Origin of the sequence: Nocardia sp. NPDC057440 (assembly GCF_042802915.1) — a bacterium.
GTDB lineage: Bacteria > Actinomycetota > Actinomycetes > Mycobacteriales > Mycobacteriaceae > Nocardia.
The window spans coordinates 631,326-646,358 of record NZ_JBHVDF010000001.1 but is presented as its reverse complement, the minus strand read 5'-3'; the positions used below and the strand labels follow the sequence as shown (position 1 = coordinate 646,358).

Here is a 15,033-nt window from a genome sequence, read left to right as displayed (position 1 = left end):
GGGGCCGTGTGCACGCCGAGTTCACCCCCTATCGGACTAGACTCGCCAACATGGGTGGCTGGGGCACATCGAACATTCCCGATCAGAGTGGCCGGACGTTCATCGTCACCGGCGCGAACAGCGGACTCGGCGCCGCGACGGTGCGAGCGCTGGCCGGTGCGGGGGCCGAGGTAGTGCTGGCCTGTCGCAATGTGGCCAAGGGGGAGAAGGTCGCGAACGAGATCGGAGCGCGTGCGCAGGTACGCAAGCTCGACCTCGCCGATCTGGCCTCGGTGCGGGAGTTCGCCGATTCGGTGGACAAGGCCGACGTGCTGATCAATAACGCCGGTGTGATGGCGGTGCCGCTCGGCCGTACCGCCGACGGTTTCGAAATGCAGGTCGGCACAAACCATCTCGGCCATTTCGCGCTGACCGGTCTACTCCTGGACAAGATTTCCGATCGAGTGGTCACGGTATCCAGTGGTGCGCACCGCACCGGCAAGATCGATCTGGATGATCTGAACTGGGAGCGCCGCAAGTACCAGCGCTGGCCCGCGTACGGCCAGGCGAAGCTGGCCAACCTGATGTTCGCCAATGAGCTGCACCGCAGGCTGACCGCGGCGGGCTCGCCGAAGATCTCGGTCGCCGCGCACCCCGGCTACGCCGCGACGGAACTGCAATCGCACACCGAATCGGTTCAGGACACGATCATGGCCTACGGCAACCGGCTGCTGGCGCAGAGCGCCGAGATGGGTGCGCTGCCAGAGCTTTTCGCGGCCACCGAAAAGGTCGAGCCGGGCGCGTTCTACGGGCCGGACGGGTGGCTCGGCCTGCGCGGCTACCCGGCCCGCTCCAGCTCGAGCGCGGCGTCGAAGGATGCCGACGTCGCGCGTGGGCTGTGGGAGCTGTCGGAGAAACTGACCGGCGTCACCTACAAGTTCGGTGCGTAACCTACTGCTTCGGGAAGTGAACGGCGGCCGGATGTCCCTGCGCACGGGACGTCCGGCCGAATCCGTTCGGGGCGAGTCTCAGCTCAGGATGTGCAGGTCGTAGAAGAGCTGGTAGCGGTTCGGCTCGTCCGGCAGGAACCAGTGGAATCCCGCTAGCAGGAACACCACGACCAGGTTGATCGCCAGCACGATGCCGAGCAACCACAGCGCGATCCGCCCGACCATGCGGTGCGGTGCGGCGGGGATCGCCGGTGCGGCAGTTTCGTGCGAAAACGACAGCACGACACCGATAGTCGCGATCGCGGCAACGAACAGGATCCACGCCCAGACATACAGGTGCAGACCGAGCATCGGGTCACCATAGCCGGGATCGCCGGGCAGGATGTGCAGCATCGTTTGCCGCCAGGACGCGAATCCGCCTGCGACACAACCGACTATGGCCAGGCCCCAGCCGGTGGTGTAATCGTTGGCCTCGATCGTCCCGTTCATGCCCTCGCGCACGATGGACGCGGCGCCCAAGGCGGCAAGCGCCATGAACATGCGCTGCACGATGCACAGCGGGCTCGGGTACTCCCACGCGGCGAACTGGAATGCCAGCCCGCCGCAGATGACGCCGGTCCAGCCGATCACGAAAATCACCGCGAGCCAATACTGGATCTGGCCGAGGGCCGTTCGCGTGGTCGACGGCCGGCTGGTCGTCATCAGTAGTTCAATCCGAGTCCGAGACTGCTGGTGAAGTGATGGGCGAACAGCAGCACCGTCGCGATCAGCAGCACCCACCACGCACCGACCACCACCCGTCGGGAGCGCTGCTGGAACAGGGCGACCATGGCCGCCAGCAAACCGCCGAAGATGAGCGTGTCCATGGCGCAGAACGGTACTCGTTTTCCGGCTCTCACCAGCCAAGATGGTGTTTTGACACGCCGCGGGGTCGAATCGTTCGACGCGCCGGACAGTGCGCCGCGCCCGGGCTCCCGCGGGTAGTCGACGACGGCAGGGTCGAGTGGTACAGCTCATGTTCGAGCCGGTGTCACACATCGTGTCGCTGTGTCGTCCTCACTGTGAAGCCATCGAATAGAAAAGGAAGTCATCTCATGGACGCTCGGATGAATCTCTTCGCCAACCCGGTCTCCGCCAGCTTCACCAAGCGACTCACCATGGCGGGCAAGGTCATCAGTGATTCCGCTCTGCCCGCCGCCACCTACGAGCTCGTCAAGATTCGGGCCAGCCAGATCAATGGCTGTGGTTACTGCACCGACATGCACACCAAGGACGCGGCGCACGCGGGTGAAACCTCGGTGCGGCTCAACCTCGTTGCCGCGTGGCACGAGTCGACGGTGTTCACCGAGGCCGAGCGGGCCGCGCTGGCGCTCACCGAGGAGGCCACTCGCATCGGCGACGGTCGCAGCGTCAGCGACGAGGTCTGGGACCAGGTGCGCAAGCACTACGACGAGGACCAGATCGCCGCGCTCATCGCCGCCATCGCGATGATCAACGCCTGGAACCGGATGAACGTCATCGCCCGCACGCCCGCGGGTAGCTATGAGCCCGGCCAGTGGGGGTGAGCGGCAGCGCCCACCCAGCGCCGAGCCGAACGTAGCGATCGGTAGCAGCAGGCTGCCGATCGTGACGTTCGGCTCATTCGGTGCGACCGTGCGGCACCGTGCGTTCACTGGTTGGTATCTGCCTGGTACAGTCGCCGACGTGCAGCGCGTGTATTTCTGGTTTAGCGAGCCGGCCCCGGGTGGGTCGGTCTGCGGCAACCTCCTGCGCTGACCAACTTTCCACCCCGAGCCGGATAGAGACCGGCTCGACGGGTTTCCGTCAGTGAGTCGGCCTGACGTAAAGGAACCCACAACGATGACTACCGCTGCCGATATCGATGCGCGGCATTCCGATCTCGATGATCAACGCACCCTCAGCGTGAGCCCATTGCGCTCACCGGCCGAGGTGCGTCGCGTGCATCCGATCACCGATCAGCTCGCCGACACCGTGCGCGCCGGCCGCAAGGCCACTGTCGACGTGCTCAACGGCGACGACGACCGCCTGATGGTGATCGTCGGTCCGTGTTCGGTGCACGATCCCGCCGCGGCGCTGGATTACGCGCGCCGCCTCGCCGCCAAGGCCGCCGATCTCGATGATCGGCTGCACGTGGTGATGCGGGTGTACTTCGAGAAGCCGCGCACCACCCTCGGCTGGAAGGGGCTGATCAACGATCCGCACCTGGACGGCTCCTTCGATGTGAACACCGGTCTCGGTTTCGGCCGCAAGCTGCTGGTCGACATCACCGCGCTCGGCCTGCCGGTGGCGTGCGAGTTCCTCGACCCGATCACCCCGCAGTACATCGCGGACCTGGTGTCCTACGGCGCGATCGGCGCGCGCACCGCGGCCAGCCAGGTGCACCGCCAGCTCAGCAGCGCGCTGTCCATGCCGGTCGGCATCAAGAACGGCACCGACGGCGATGTGCAGGTGGCAGTCGACGGCGTGCGCGCCGCGGCCGCGAGCCACGTATTCCCCGGCACCGATCTCGACGGCCGTGCCGCACTCATCCGCACCTCCGGCAACCCCGACTGCCATGTGATCCTGCGTGGCGGCAGCACCGGCCCGAATTACGACGCCGCCTCGGTCGCCGAATCGTGCATCCGGTTGGAGAAGGCGGCGCTGCCGCAGCGGATCGTGGTGGACGCCAGCCACGGCAACAGCGACAAGAACCACAACAAGCAGATCGATGTGGTCACCGATATCGCGGCGCGACTGGCCGCAGGCGAGCCGGGCGTTGTCGGTGTGATGCTGGAGAGCTTCCTCGTCGCAGGCCGTCAGGACCTGACCCTCGGCCATGCCGAGAACCTGACCTACGGCCAGTCCATCACCGACGCCTGCCTGGACTGGGAGACCACCGCCCGTCAGCTCGACCGCCTGGCCGACGCGGTCGCGCAGCGACGGAACAGCTGAGATCGCACTGCCCTCGGTTCACGCTGTGACGCCTGGGCTCACGCACGCCCTTGGCCTGGTGAACGCCGGAGCCAGCCGCTCGGTGCGAGCCGGAGCCAGCGGCGGAACTCGGTGCGAGCTGGGCCGAGTGGATCTCGGATGTCGCACTGGCCGCGGCATGGACGACGGTCGAAGCGGCGGCCGAGAACCGGCGCGGCTGTTCGGCTATCGCGGTGTGGCGATGATGCCGAGCAGGTCGCCGGCGGACACGACCTCGACGTCGAAGGCGGCCGATGTCAGGTAGTCGGTGAGGTGACCAGGGGCCGGCTTCGGGCTGGTCGACACGGCGGCGTCCGGATGGCCGTAGCCGTAGAACAGGCAGAGCTTGCCGTTCTCGGCGAGGCAGTCACGGACGAGGGTGAGTTCCGCCGTCGGCCTCTTGGTCCAGAACACGTTCACATTGACGGCGAAGATGATGTCGAATCCCGCCGTGTCCGGGCCGATCTCGTCGAGCAATTGCTCCCTGCTCAGGTGCTCGAGCCCGGCCTGCACCAGCCTGACCCGTCCTGAATCGATGTGCGCGGCATGTCGTTTCGCGGCGCGGGCGATCGCGGTCGGGGAGCGATCGACGCCGACGACCCGCCCGTCGCGTAGTCGCTCGGCGAGATCACCGAGCGAATCGCTCGACCCCGGCCCGATTTCGAGGATGCGATCGTCCGGGCGCACCAGCATGGTTTCGATGATCCATCGAAACCGTCCGTCAGCCGCCATCAGTGCAATCTAGGAGGTCGCGGCCGCGGGTGTGCCCGATTCGCGGGTAACCCGTATCGACCCCGCGGCCGATCAACGAATCAGACGCCCTGCGGCCAGCCCTCCGCATAACCCGGTGGATCGGTGGCGAGGCGGGCGGCGACCCAGCTGTCGCGGCGGACACCGCGCTGCAGGCTGCCGAGCCTGGCCAGGCCCTCATAGCGAAAACCATTGCGGCGGACCACCGCCGCCGAGGCATGGTTGCCGACGAAGGCGTGCCAGGTGATACGAGCAAGGGCCATGCCGTCGGGGTCGAAACCGAAGTGGCACACCAGCGCGATCGCCCGCGACATCACTCCGCGTTCGCGGTGTTCGGGCACGAGCCAGAAGCCGATCTCGCGCGCCGACTCGTCGCCCGCTCCCAGGCCGATCATGCCGATGACCGGGCCGTCGGCCCGCAGCCGAAGCGCCCACGTCGGGTTGTTCGCCGCCCAGCCCTGCGCCACGAACTCGTCGAGGAACTGCTCGGCGTGCTCCCGGTGGTAGGGCACCGGAATCGTCACCCATTCGGCGATGGACCGATCCTGGCAGCATTCGACGATGGTGTCGGTGTCGGCCGCGGTCGGCGGCGACAACCACACCGTTTCGTCGGACAGTAGGCGTTCCTCCATCCGTGCATGGTGTCATGCGGGCAGGCAAGCAATCATCCGGATTTCGCATGACCAGGACGCATGCCGTGGTAATCGAGGCGTGGCGCAGACCGTAGAATCAGACCGATGGTTGCCGCTCTTCTCGCCGACTTGTTCGAATCGCATCGGGCACATTTGCTTTCCGTCGGGTACCGCCTGACGGGCAGCGTCGGCGATGCCGAGGACGCCGTTCAGGAGAGCTGGCTGCGTCTAGCGGGTGCGCACCAATCCGAGATCGAGGATCTACGCGCCTGGCTGACCACCGTGGTGAGCCGAATCTGTGTGGATCGCTTGCGCAGTGCCGCGGTACGCAGAGAAACCTATGTGGGGCAGTGGCTGCCGGAACCGGTGGTGACCGCGATCACGCCGTCCAGTGCGCCCGACCCATTGGACGCGGTGGTCCGCAAGCAGGAGTATCGCTTCGCGGCCATGGTCGTGCTGGACACGCTGACGCCGCCGCAGCGCGTGGCATTCGTTCTGCACGACGGTCTTTCGGTCCCGTTCGACGAGATCGCCGACATCCTCGGCGTCTCCGCGGACGCGGCGCGGCAGCTGGCCGTGCGTGCGCGCAAGGCCGTGGCGCACACCCCGGCCGCGGTGCCGAACGACGAACACGACGCGGCCGTGCTGCGTCTTCTCACCGCCTTGAGTTCCGGCGATATCAGCGCGGTAACCGCTGCGCTGCATCCGGATTCGACCATGATCGGCGATGCCAACGGCACCACCGCGACCGCGATCAACGTGGTCGGCGGCGCCGAACGGATCGCCCGCTTCCTGCTCGGTCTCGCCCGCAAGTACGGGCTGGACGGCTCGACCGACACCCCGGCGGTCGATCTCGAATTCGCCGCGGTCAACGGGCAACTGGGTCTTGTGGTTCGGTGGTCGGTGGCGGGGGATTGGCCGAGCACCCATCGGACCAGAATCATGGGCTTCACCGTTCGCGACGGATTGGTCTGGGGCGCTTACGATGTCGCCAATCCCGACAAGCTGTCGGGCCTTCATCTCGGGTGAAGCGACGCCAGGTCTGACCCTCATCGCCTGGCCTGGCGTCACTTGTCTTATCGCCCGATGGTCACGGCGTCGACGAACCGTTGAACCAGTTTCCCGTCGACGAACCGTTGAACCAGTTGCCGGTGGAGGACCCGAGGCCGCCGCTGCCGGTCGATGATCCGAGCCCGAGGTCGGGCGTCGAGGAGCCCAGGAACGAGTCTCCGATCAGCAGATGCGCGATGTTGCGAAGCAGACCCAGAACTGATCCGGCGACCTCCGACGCGGCCGGATGCAGTAATAGGTCGAGGTACGAGGCCATAATCGCCCCTTTCGAGATTCGCCGTGCGGCGATATGTGAGGTAGAACACGGCGAGGCTAGCCGTCGTCAGGACAACGCACAACCATGCAGGTAGAGCGCCCAAATTAGAAGTGAAACATAGCCATTCGCTATCTAATGGCAACGATAGCGACCGCTGGGCTACTCTCCGGATATGCCCACGCGTCCCGCCACCGTCGCCCGCTTGCGCCCCTTCGCCTCGACGATCTTCGCCGAGATGACCGAACTCGCCATCCGCCACGATGCGGTCAATCTCGGCCAGGGCTTTCCCGATACCGACGGCCCGGCCGGGATGCTCGAGGTCGCGCGGCGGGCCATCGCCGACGGCCTCAATCAGTACCCGCCGGGGCGCGGCATGCCGGTGCTGCGTCGCGCCGTCGCCGACGATCGCGCCCGCCGCTACGGCACCGACTACGACCCGGACACCCAGGTGCTGGTCACCGTCGGCGCGACCGAGGCGATCAGCGCCGCGATGCTCGGCCTGGTCGAGCCGGGCCAGGAAGTCGTGCTGATCGAGCCCTATTACGACTCCTACGCGGCCGCGGTGGCCTTGGCCGGTGCGACGCGGCGGACGGCTCGGCTGGTGCCCGACGGCGACCGTTTCGTCCTCGACCTGGACAGCCTGCGCGCCGCCATCACGCCCGCCACCCGGATGCTGGTGGTGAATTCGCCCCACAACCCGACCGGAACCATTCTCGGCCGCGCCGATCTGACGGCGATCGCCGATCTCGCCTGTGCGCACGACCTGCTGGTGCTCACCGACGAGGTGTACGAACACCTCGTCTACGACGGCGCCGAGCACATCAGCATCGCCACGCTGCCCGGGATGGCCGAGCGCACCATTGTGGTATCCAGCGCGGCAAAGACTTTCAGCGTCACCGGCTGGAAGACCGGCTGGGCGTGCGGTCCGGCGAATCTCATCGATGGCGTGCTCGCCGCCAAGCAGTTCATGACGTTTGTGGCCGGTGGTCCGTTCCAGCCCGCTGTCGCGCACGCGCTGAACAACGAACTCGGCTGGGTGGCTGGTCTGCGAGACGCCTTGTCGGACAAGCGACTCCGGCTCTCGGCGGCGCTCGCGGACACCGGGTTCGAGGTGAAGGCCAGTGCGGGCGGCTATTTCGTCTGCGCCGACATCACCCCGATGGGAGCCTCCGACGGGCTCGCCTTCTGCCGGGAGCTGCCGGAGCGGATCGGCGTCGCCGCGGTGCCGGTCAGCGTGTTCGCCGATGACACCGAGGCGTGGCAACGGCTGGTGCGCTTCACCTTCTGCAAACGCGACGAGATACTGGACGAGGGTGTCCGGCGGCTGCGGGCGGGCGTGCGCGTGAGCTGAGGCGCGGTCGTCAGCGCAAAGTTCCGTCCGGGCGCATGGTGTGCCTGGCCAGCGGCGCGCGCCACCGGTAGCGGCGCGCGAGCAACCGGACCGCAATGGCGATCAGTGCCGCGAGGAAACCCGTCCAGGCCCGGTAGGCGTCGAAATGCAGTAGCACCGCTGTGGTCGCCGCGCCGAAAAGAGCGGGCACCGCGTACAGCTCCTGATCCGGGCGCAGCACGCTCGGCACCTGCCCGCAGAGCACGTCCCTGATCACGCCACCACCGATGGCGGTGACCATGCCGAGCAGCGCCGCGGTCGGGGCGCCGGTGCCTTGGGAGTAGGCGACGACGGTGCCGGTGACGCAGAACAGCCCGAGCCCGATCGCGTCGGCGATCTCGAGCGGGCCGCGGGTCAGTCGGCTTGTCGGGTGCCGGAAGAACAGGACGAGCGCGGTCAGCAGCGATGCGCTGAGGTAGGTCAGGTCGGTGAATGCCGAGGGCGGCGTGCGTCCGATGAGCAGGTCGCGGATGACACCGCCACCGAGCGCGGTGCTGCAGGCCAGCACCGCCATGCCGAAGATGTCGAGGTTCTTGCGTACCGCGAGCAGCGCACCGGAGGTCGCGAAGGCGATCACGCCGAGCAGCTCGCCGATCCGCTGTGCGGCATTGACCGCCGAGTCGAACTGTGTCGCCATGATGTCGAGTTCGGCGCCCATGAATCCGTTCCCTTCCGAGTGCACTCTGCTCGAGCAGGTTTGCACGACGGGGGAGCTGTGAGTTCCGCGACACCCTGGTTACCGGTGCCGGATGGGGCAACCGGCGCGATCAGACCGGGGTCGGCCGGGTGCGGTCGGTCGCCAGCAACACCGCGATCGTGCCGAGCATCGAGCCCATCACGTAGCGCTGCGCGCGCAGCCACAGCGGCCTGCCGGCCAGGAAGGTCGAGATGCCGCCCGCGCCGAGCACGATCAGGCAGTTCACCGCCAGCGCCACCGTGATCTGCACCATGCCGAGGCACAGACTCTGCCGCCACACGTGTCCGTGGCCGGGCACCACGAACTGGGGAATCAATGCCATGTACATGATCGCGATCTTGGGGTTGAGCAGATTGGTGACCATGCCCATGGCGAACAGTCGCCGCGTCGGATCGGCGGGCAGTGCCGTCGGTGCGAACACCGAGGCGCCGCCGGGGCGCAGCGCCTGCCAGGCCAGCCACAGGAGGTAGCCCGCGCCCGCCACCTTCACCGCCAGGTACAACCCGGGGACCACCGCGAACACCGCGGTGATACCCGCGGTCGCGGCCGCCAGGTACACCGCGAAACCGGCTGCCACCCCGCTCAGCGACACCAATCCGGCCCGGCGTCCCTGCGAGACTGTGCGGGAGACCAGATACATCATGTTCGGGCCCGGAGTGAGCACCATGCCGAGCGCCGCCGCCGCCACGCCGATAATCGCTGCCGTCTCGATCATGCTTCCGATCGTCGCCGATGGACCCGGCGCTCGTCTCGGTCCAGTTGCCTGCCGCTGGACATGTGACCCGGACCGTTCCGCCCGCCGGGCTGTCGGTGGGTTCAGGGAGAATGGTCCGGAGCCAAACTAGGAGGCACCGTGACCGACGGTCCGCTGATCGTTCAGAGTGACAAGACGCTGCTGCTGGAAGTCGACCACGAGTCGGCCGATGCGGCGCGGCAGTCCATCGCGCCGTTCGCGGAGTTGGAGCGGGCGCCGGAGCACGTGCACACCTACCGGGTGACGCCGTTGGCGCTGTGGAACGCGCGGGCCGCTGGGCACGATGCCGAGCAGGTGGTGGACGCGCTCGTCAGTTTCTCGCGATATGCGGTGCCGCAGCCGCTGCTGGTGGACATTGTCGACACCATGGCCAGGTACGGGCGGTTGCAACTGGTGAAACACCCGGCACACGGGCTGGTCCTGATCAGCCTGGATCGGGCGGTGCTCGAGGAAGTGCTGCGGCACAAGAAGATCGCGCCGATGCTCGGCGCCCGCCTCGACGACGACACGGTGGTGGTGCATCCGTCGGAGCGCGGGCGGATCAAGCAAATGCTGCTGAAGATCGGCTGGCCCGCGGAGGATCTGGCCGGCTATGTCGACGGCGAGGCCCATCAGATCGACCTGGACTACACCGGCGGCGCCTGGCACCTGCGTGACTACCAGGAGATGGCAGCCGATTCGTTCTGGGCCGGCGGCTCCGGTGTCGTGGTGCTGCCCTGTGGCGCGGGCAAGACGATGGTCGGCGCTGCGGCGATGGCCAAAGCGAAGGCGACAACACTGATCCTCGTCACCAACACCGTGGCAGGCAGGCAGTGGCGCAGGGAACTGCTCGCGCGGACCTCGCTGACCGAGGAGGAGATCGGCGAGTACTCCGGTGAACGCAAGGAGGTCAGGCCGGTCACCATCGCGACCTATCAGGTGATCACTCGCCGTACCAAGGGCGAGTACAAGCATCTCGAGCTGTTCGACAGCCGCGATTGGGGCCTGGTCATCTACGACGAGGTGCACCTGCTGCCCGCACCGGTCTTCCGGATGACCGCTGACCTGCAGTCGCGCCGCAGGCTCGGCCTGACCGCGACCCTGGTGCGCGAGGACGGTCGCGAGGGCGACGTGTTCTCGCTGATCGGTCCGAAGCGCTACGACGCACCCTGGAAGGACATCGAAGCGCAGGGCTGGATCGCCCCGGCCGACTGCGTCGAGGTCAGGGTGACGCTGACCGACGCCGAGCGGATGTCCTATGCCACCGCGGAGCCGGAGGAGCGCTACAAGCTGTGCTCGACCGCGCGCACGAAAATTGCTGTGGTGGAGTCGATCCTGGCCAATCACAAGGACGCGCCGACATTGGTGATCGGCGCGTACTTGGATCAGCTCGACGAATTGGGCGTCGCATTGAACGCGCCGGTGATTCAGGGATCGACGAAAACCAAAGAGCGTGAAGAGCTCTTCGAGGCATTCCGGCGCGGCGACATCCCGGTTCTCGTGGTGAGCAAGGTCGCGAATTTCTCCATTGATCTGCCGGAAGCATCAGTCGCGGTGCAGGTTTCGGGAACATTCGGCTCGCGCCAGGAAGAGGCCCAGCGGCTCGGCCGACTGCTGCGACCGAAACAGGACGGTGGTCAGGCCCACTTCTACTCGGTCGTCGCGCGTGACACGCTGGACGCCGAATACGCCGCGCATCGCCAGCGTTTTCTCGCCGAACAGGGGTACGCCTATCGCATTACGGATGCCGACGACTTGCTGGGGCCGGCCATCGGTTAAGCGGAGGCGAAATCTCCGAAACGTGTGTTAGGAATGAGGACGTGCGACGCTTCGAATTCGCGGTCGACCGCGGGCATGCCCATGCGGTCAACGAGGTCTTCGCCGACCTGCGTCGACTGCGCACTATGGCCATCGCGGCCGCGATCATCGCCGCGACGGCCACCGCCTACCTGATCTGGCTGAATCATCCGTGGGCCTATCTGCTTGCCGTCGCCTTCGCGCTCGGAGCCGTGACCGCACTCTGGGTAGCGCTGTGGACGCCGCGCAGGGAGGGCATCGACAAGCTGTACGCCGATGGCGAACTCGTCCCCGCGGTGGTCTCCGAGACGCACCCCAGCGGGGTGGTGCTGCTCGCGCTGGTCGACGTGTCGAAGTCGGAGGCGACCGATCCGGTCTACGCCCTGGTGATCAGGAAGGTTCGCGACCTGCCCGGTCATGCGAAGCGCGCGGGTGAGCGGGTGCCGTCGGTCGCGGTGCGCACCGATCGCGCGCCACGGCAGGTCGGCGAGCGGTGGCAGTCGGTCAGCGCCATGCCGATCGCGTGGGGTACTCGCGACAGCGAGGTCATCGAACGGGCCCGCGCCGCGATCAGCGAGGTCGAATGGCGCCTGCTCACTGACAATCTCGCGCTCGCCGATAAGGTGCGCCGCGCCCCGGCCAAGCGCCTGCTGCTCGACCCGCACCAATTGCCCGACGATCTCGGCGCATGAGTTGACCTGTGATGTTCCGTAATTCGGGTTGCACGGACGCCTAGACTCGGAAGATGGTGCCCACAACTCATCTGCTGGCGTTCTGTGCCGCATCGCTGCTGATCATCATCATTCCCGGGCCCGGCGTCCTGTTCACGATCGGTCGGGCGCTCGCGCTCGGCCGCAGGGCCGCCCTCGTCTCGGTGCTCGGGCACTCGGCGGGAGTTTTCGTCGCATTGCTGCTCGTCGCCGTCGGCCTCGGCGCCCTCGTCGCGACCTCCGCGCTCGCGCTCGCCGTGGTGAAGGTCGTCGGCGCGCTGTATCTGATGTACCTGGGGGTCCAGGCGTTCCGGCAGCGCAAGGCGTTGCGGGAGGCATTGGGTGCGCGGGTCGACGCGTCGTCCGACACCAGGGTCTTCCGGCAGGGTGTGCTGGTCGGGTTGACCAATCCGAAGTCGATCGTCTTCTTCTCGGCGGTGCTCCCGCAGTTCGCCGACCCGGAGGCGGGCGCGATGCCGTTGCAGTTCCTGATCCTCGGCACCATCTTCCTTGCGATCGCGTTGGTCTCCGACAGTGCCTGGGGCATGCTCGCGGCCTCGGCGCGCTCATGGTTCGCCCGGTCGCCGCGGCGGCTGGAGGCAGTCGGCGGCGCGGGCGGCATGATGATCTTCGGTCTCGGCGCGTCGGTGGCGCTGACCGGCGCCGCCGACTGAGGCGACTACCATCCACCGAGGTCGGTACGCGGTGGCGGGACGCAGGGGTGGCGGAAAGGGGTGGTGGTCGAGTGAGGTTGTCCGGCAGGTTGTGTGCCGCGTTGGCCGGTGCGCTCGTCGCCGTCGCCGCGGCGCCCGCGAACGCGGACCCGCTGATCGGTGCACCCGGTCTCGACGATCCGTACTACCCGCTGGACGGCAACGGCGGCTACGACGCCCGCCACTACGACGTCACTCTCGACTACGACCCGTCGAACTCGCAGCTCACCGCGACAACCCGGATCGACGCGACCGCCACGCAGCCGCTGCGGGCGTTCAACCTCGACTTCGATGGTCCCGACGTGCGGATGGTGTCGGTGAACAACCTGCCCGCCGCCTTCGACCGCAACGGCGAGCACGAGCTGACCGTGACACCGCTGCTGCCGCTGCTGCCCGGCCTGCCGTTCACCGTGACAGTCGACTACGCGGGCCCCGCCGAGGACGCCGCAGGGGAGGGCTGGACCCTCGCGCCGGGCGGTGCCGCCTTCGTCGCGGGTGAACCGCATGCGGCGGCCACCTGGTACCCGCTCAACGACACGCCGCTGGACAAGGCCACCTTTGCGCTGCACGCGACCGTCCCCGCGGAATGGGAGGTGGTGTCCAACGGCGTACGGACACAGAACGTGGTCACCGGCGGGGAGCGGACGGTTACCTGGGAGTCACCTCAGCCGGTGCTCGGCTATCTGACCACCGTCGCCATTGATCGATTCACCTACCTCGAGCAGCGTCGCGCCAACGGCACGCCGTTGCTCAGCGCCTTCGCCCCGGACGCGCAGGACAGCAGGGCGAACGAACAGCGGTTGCCCGAGATCCTGGACTTCGTCGAATCGCTGTACGGTCCTTACCCGTTCGAGGCGGCAGGTGGCATCTATGTCGACGGCGAGCTGGAGTTCTCGCTGGAAACCCAGACCAGGCCGATTTACGCGCCGTGGACCGATTTGCAAACCGTGGTGCACGAAATCACCCATCAGTGGTGGGGCGATTCGGTATCGGTGCGGCAATGGTCCGACATTTGCCTGAACGAATGCTTCGCCAGTTACACCGCCGATTATCTGTGGCCGGAGCGAATCGAAGGCGCCGACGTCGACGCCGATTACCGCGACACTATTGAGAAATACCGTGACGTACAGAAGTTCTGGGACATTCCGTTGGCGAATCCTGGGGTCGGATACGAATTCACCTCCGTCTACTACCGCGGCCCGCTCTTCCTGCACGCACTGCGTAAACAGCTCGGCGACGACATATTCTTCGCCGCGGTCCGGGAATTCAATATCGCCCATGCCTACGGCAATGCCTCCATGCCGGACTTCCGCACTTTCGTGCAGTCGAAATCCAGGACCGATCTGACCGGGTTCTTCGGCTCCTGGCTCGACCAGGCGGCGGTGCCCGCCGATGAGTACCTCTTCCCGGGATCGCTACGCGGCTGACAGCGCGTCACTCGGTGTCGACTCGCTCGCGGGCCTTGTCCACCCAGCGTTCGGCGCGGTCGAGTTGCTTTTGCGCCGAACGCAATTGATCCTGCGCGGCTCGATCCGCGGTGCGGGCGAACTGCTTCTGCTGTTCGGCATGGGCCAGTTCCTCGCGGAGCGCGACGAGGCGAGATTTGCTCTCGGTCAGTCGATTTGCCGCTTCAGCACTGGCCGACTGCGCTGAATCCCTTGCCGCGAGCGCGGATTCGAGTGCGTCGAGCGCTTCGTCGAGTTCCTGGCGTGCGGTGTCCGCGGGGCCGGTGTCGGCGGGCCCGGGTGTCGTGGGGGTGTCGGCGACCGCGGCGAGTGCCGGGCCTGCCGGGCCGAAGCCCTCGTAGGTCGCGGAGGCCGCCAGGGTTCCGGTGCGGACCTGTTCGGCGACGTCGGCATCGGCGAGCGCCGCGGTCAACGTCTGACCCACCTCGCGTAGCACCCCCGCGCCGACCGGATGACCGTGGTCGGCGGCTAGCGCCCCGGCCCGTTCGGCGAGGGAGTGCACCACCTGCTGACGCTGCGCGGTGAGGCTGCGCAGCTGGTCGGCGGACAACTCCCGCTGCGCGGTGCGCAGCGCTGCGCCGAGCCGCAGCAGCGCGTCGACCTCCGCCGGAACCGCGCGCACCAGCAGGTTCACCGTCCACGCCGTGACCGTCGGTCTGCGCAACTTGCCGATGGCCGCGGCGAGGTCTTTATCGCCCGCCTCCCTGGCCGCTTTGATGCGATCGGCCCTGGCCGCCACGAACTCACCTGGGACGAGTCCGTATAAGTCGACGGCAACCTCTGCGAGGGTCATACTTTCCAAGCGTAACGATCCAGCCTCTTCGAGCGACACAGAGCTCGGATTGCTTGACCGCCCACCGCGTGGGCGAACTGCGAAAGGCATTGATAGTGGACTATTTTGGGATTCAGCTCCTCGGCC

At 67.1% G+C, this 15,033-nt stretch carries 17 protein-coding genes; 9 read left to right on the top strand and 8 right to left on the bottom strand.

Features of this window, described 5'->3' with window-relative positions:
- The first annotated feature begins 50 nt into the window (after positions 1–50).
- Positions 51–929 (top strand): oxidoreductase, encoded by an 879-nt coding sequence (locus ACFU4Z_RS02750; RefSeq protein ID WP_379059200.1) that lies wholly within the window; start codon positions 51–53, stop codon positions 927–929.
- Positions 930–1,007: 78 nt separating this feature from the next.
- On the opposite strand, the gene ACFU4Z_RS02745 is transcribed toward ACFU4Z_RS02750, so the two are convergent.
- Together ACFU4Z_RS02745 and ACFU4Z_RS02740 are read right to left on the bottom strand one after the other, a co-directional pair.
- On the bottom strand, positions 1,008–1,631 hold the full coding sequence (locus tag ACFU4Z_RS02745; RefSeq protein ID WP_379059199.1) for a disulfide bond formation protein B: 624 nt from the start codon (positions 1,629–1,631) through the stop codon (positions 1,008–1,010).
- Positions 1,631–1,795, bottom strand: coding sequence for a DUF5993 family protein (locus tag ACFU4Z_RS02740; protein WP_379059198.1), 165 nt, complete (start codon positions 1,793–1,795; stop codon positions 1,631–1,633). Before ACFU4Z_RS02740 ends, ACFU4Z_RS02745 begins: the two co-directional genes overlap by 1 nt.
- Before the next feature lie 228 nt (positions 1,796–2,023).
- On the opposite strand from ACFU4Z_RS02740, the gene ACFU4Z_RS02735 reads away from it, so the two are divergent.
- Together ACFU4Z_RS02735 and ACFU4Z_RS02730 are read left to right on the top strand one after the other, a co-directional pair.
- Positions 2,024–2,494, top strand: a complete 471-nt coding sequence (locus tag ACFU4Z_RS02735; protein WP_379059197.1) for a carboxymuconolactone decarboxylase family protein — start codon at positions 2,024–2,026, stop codon at positions 2,492–2,494.
- A 295-nt stretch (positions 2,495–2,789) separates the two neighbouring features.
- Entirely contained in the window at positions 2,790–3,881 is a 1,092-nt protein-coding gene (locus ACFU4Z_RS02730) for a 3-deoxy-7-phosphoheptulonate synthase (RefSeq protein ID WP_379059196.1), read from the top strand.
- 204 nt (positions 3,882–4,085) lie between these two features.
- Here ACFU4Z_RS02730 and ACFU4Z_RS02725 read toward each other — a convergent pair whose 3' ends face one another.
- Both ACFU4Z_RS02725 and ACFU4Z_RS02720 read right to left on the bottom strand, forming a co-directional pair.
- Positions 4,086–4,631, bottom strand: a complete 546-nt coding sequence (locus ACFU4Z_RS02725) for a class I SAM-dependent methyltransferase (RefSeq protein WP_379059195.1) — start codon at positions 4,629–4,631, stop codon at positions 4,086–4,088.
- 80 nt (positions 4,632–4,711) lie between these two features.
- On the bottom strand, positions 4,712–5,281 hold the full coding sequence (locus ACFU4Z_RS02720; protein WP_379059194.1) for a GNAT family N-acetyltransferase: 570 nt from the start codon (positions 5,279–5,281) through the stop codon (positions 4,712–4,714).
- A gap of 105 nt (positions 5,282–5,386) precedes the next feature.
- Between ACFU4Z_RS02720 and ACFU4Z_RS02715 the strand changes: the two genes are divergently transcribed.
- Positions 5,387–6,310, top strand: a complete 924-nt coding sequence (locus ACFU4Z_RS02715; RefSeq protein ID WP_379059192.1) for a sigma-70 family RNA polymerase sigma factor — start codon at positions 5,387–5,389, stop codon at positions 6,308–6,310.
- 61 nt (positions 6,311–6,371) lie between these two features.
- On the opposite strand, the gene ACFU4Z_RS02710 is transcribed toward ACFU4Z_RS02715, so the two are convergent.
- Positions 6,372–6,608 (bottom strand): hypothetical protein, encoded by a 237-nt coding sequence (locus tag ACFU4Z_RS02710; RefSeq protein ID WP_379059191.1) that lies wholly within the window; start codon positions 6,606–6,608, stop codon positions 6,372–6,374.
- A 172-nt stretch (positions 6,609–6,780) separates the two neighbouring features.
- Between ACFU4Z_RS02710 and ACFU4Z_RS02705 the strand changes: the two genes are divergently transcribed.
- Entirely contained in the window at positions 6,781–7,959 is a 1,179-nt protein-coding gene (locus tag ACFU4Z_RS02705; protein ID WP_379059190.1) for a pyridoxal phosphate-dependent aminotransferase, read from the top strand.
- 10 nt (positions 7,960–7,969) lie between these two features.
- Here the strand turns inward: ACFU4Z_RS02705 and ACFU4Z_RS02700 are convergent, their stop codons facing one another.
- Together ACFU4Z_RS02700 and ACFU4Z_RS02695 are read right to left on the bottom strand one after the other, a co-directional pair.
- The gene (locus tag ACFU4Z_RS02700; protein WP_379059189.1) at positions 7,970–8,656 is read right to left on the bottom strand and encodes a trimeric intracellular cation channel family protein; all 687 of its coding nucleotides are present in this window, start codon (positions 8,654–8,656) and stop codon (positions 7,970–7,972) included.
- A 109-nt stretch (positions 8,657–8,765) separates the two neighbouring features.
- On the bottom strand, positions 8,766–9,410 hold the full coding sequence (locus ACFU4Z_RS02695; protein WP_379059188.1) for a LysE family translocator: 645 nt from the start codon (positions 9,408–9,410) through the stop codon (positions 8,766–8,768).
- A 138-nt stretch (positions 9,411–9,548) separates the two neighbouring features.
- Between ACFU4Z_RS02695 and ACFU4Z_RS02690 the strand changes: the two genes are divergently transcribed.
- The 4 genes from ACFU4Z_RS02690 to ACFU4Z_RS02675 all read left to right on the top strand — a co-directional run bounded on the left by ACFU4Z_RS02690 (position 9,549) and on the right by ACFU4Z_RS02675 (position 14,075).
- Positions 9,549–11,207: a DNA repair helicase XPB gene (locus ACFU4Z_RS02690; protein ID WP_379059187.1), complete on the top strand. Its 1,659-nt coding sequence runs from the start codon at positions 9,549–9,551 to the stop codon at positions 11,205–11,207.
- 41 nt (positions 11,208–11,248) lie between these two features.
- Complete coding sequence (locus tag ACFU4Z_RS02685) at positions 11,249–11,917, top strand: DUF3239 domain-containing protein (protein ID WP_379059186.1); 669 nt, start codon at positions 11,249–11,251, stop codon at positions 11,915–11,917.
- 53 nt (positions 11,918–11,970) lie between these two features.
- Positions 11,971–12,609: a LysE family translocator gene (locus ACFU4Z_RS02680; protein ID WP_379059184.1), complete on the top strand. Its 639-nt coding sequence runs from the start codon at positions 11,971–11,973 to the stop codon at positions 12,607–12,609.
- A gap of 71 nt (positions 12,610–12,680) precedes the next feature.
- Positions 12,681–14,075, top strand: a complete 1,395-nt coding sequence (locus ACFU4Z_RS02675; protein WP_379059183.1) for a M1 family metallopeptidase — start codon at positions 12,681–12,683, stop codon at positions 14,073–14,075.
- Between the two features lie 7 nt (positions 14,076–14,082).
- Here the strand turns inward: ACFU4Z_RS02675 and ACFU4Z_RS02670 are convergent, their stop codons facing one another.
- Entirely contained in the window at positions 14,083–14,907 is an 825-nt protein-coding gene (locus ACFU4Z_RS02670) for a hypothetical protein (RefSeq protein ID WP_379059181.1), read from the bottom strand.
- Positions 14,908–15,033: the final 126 nt, after the last annotated feature.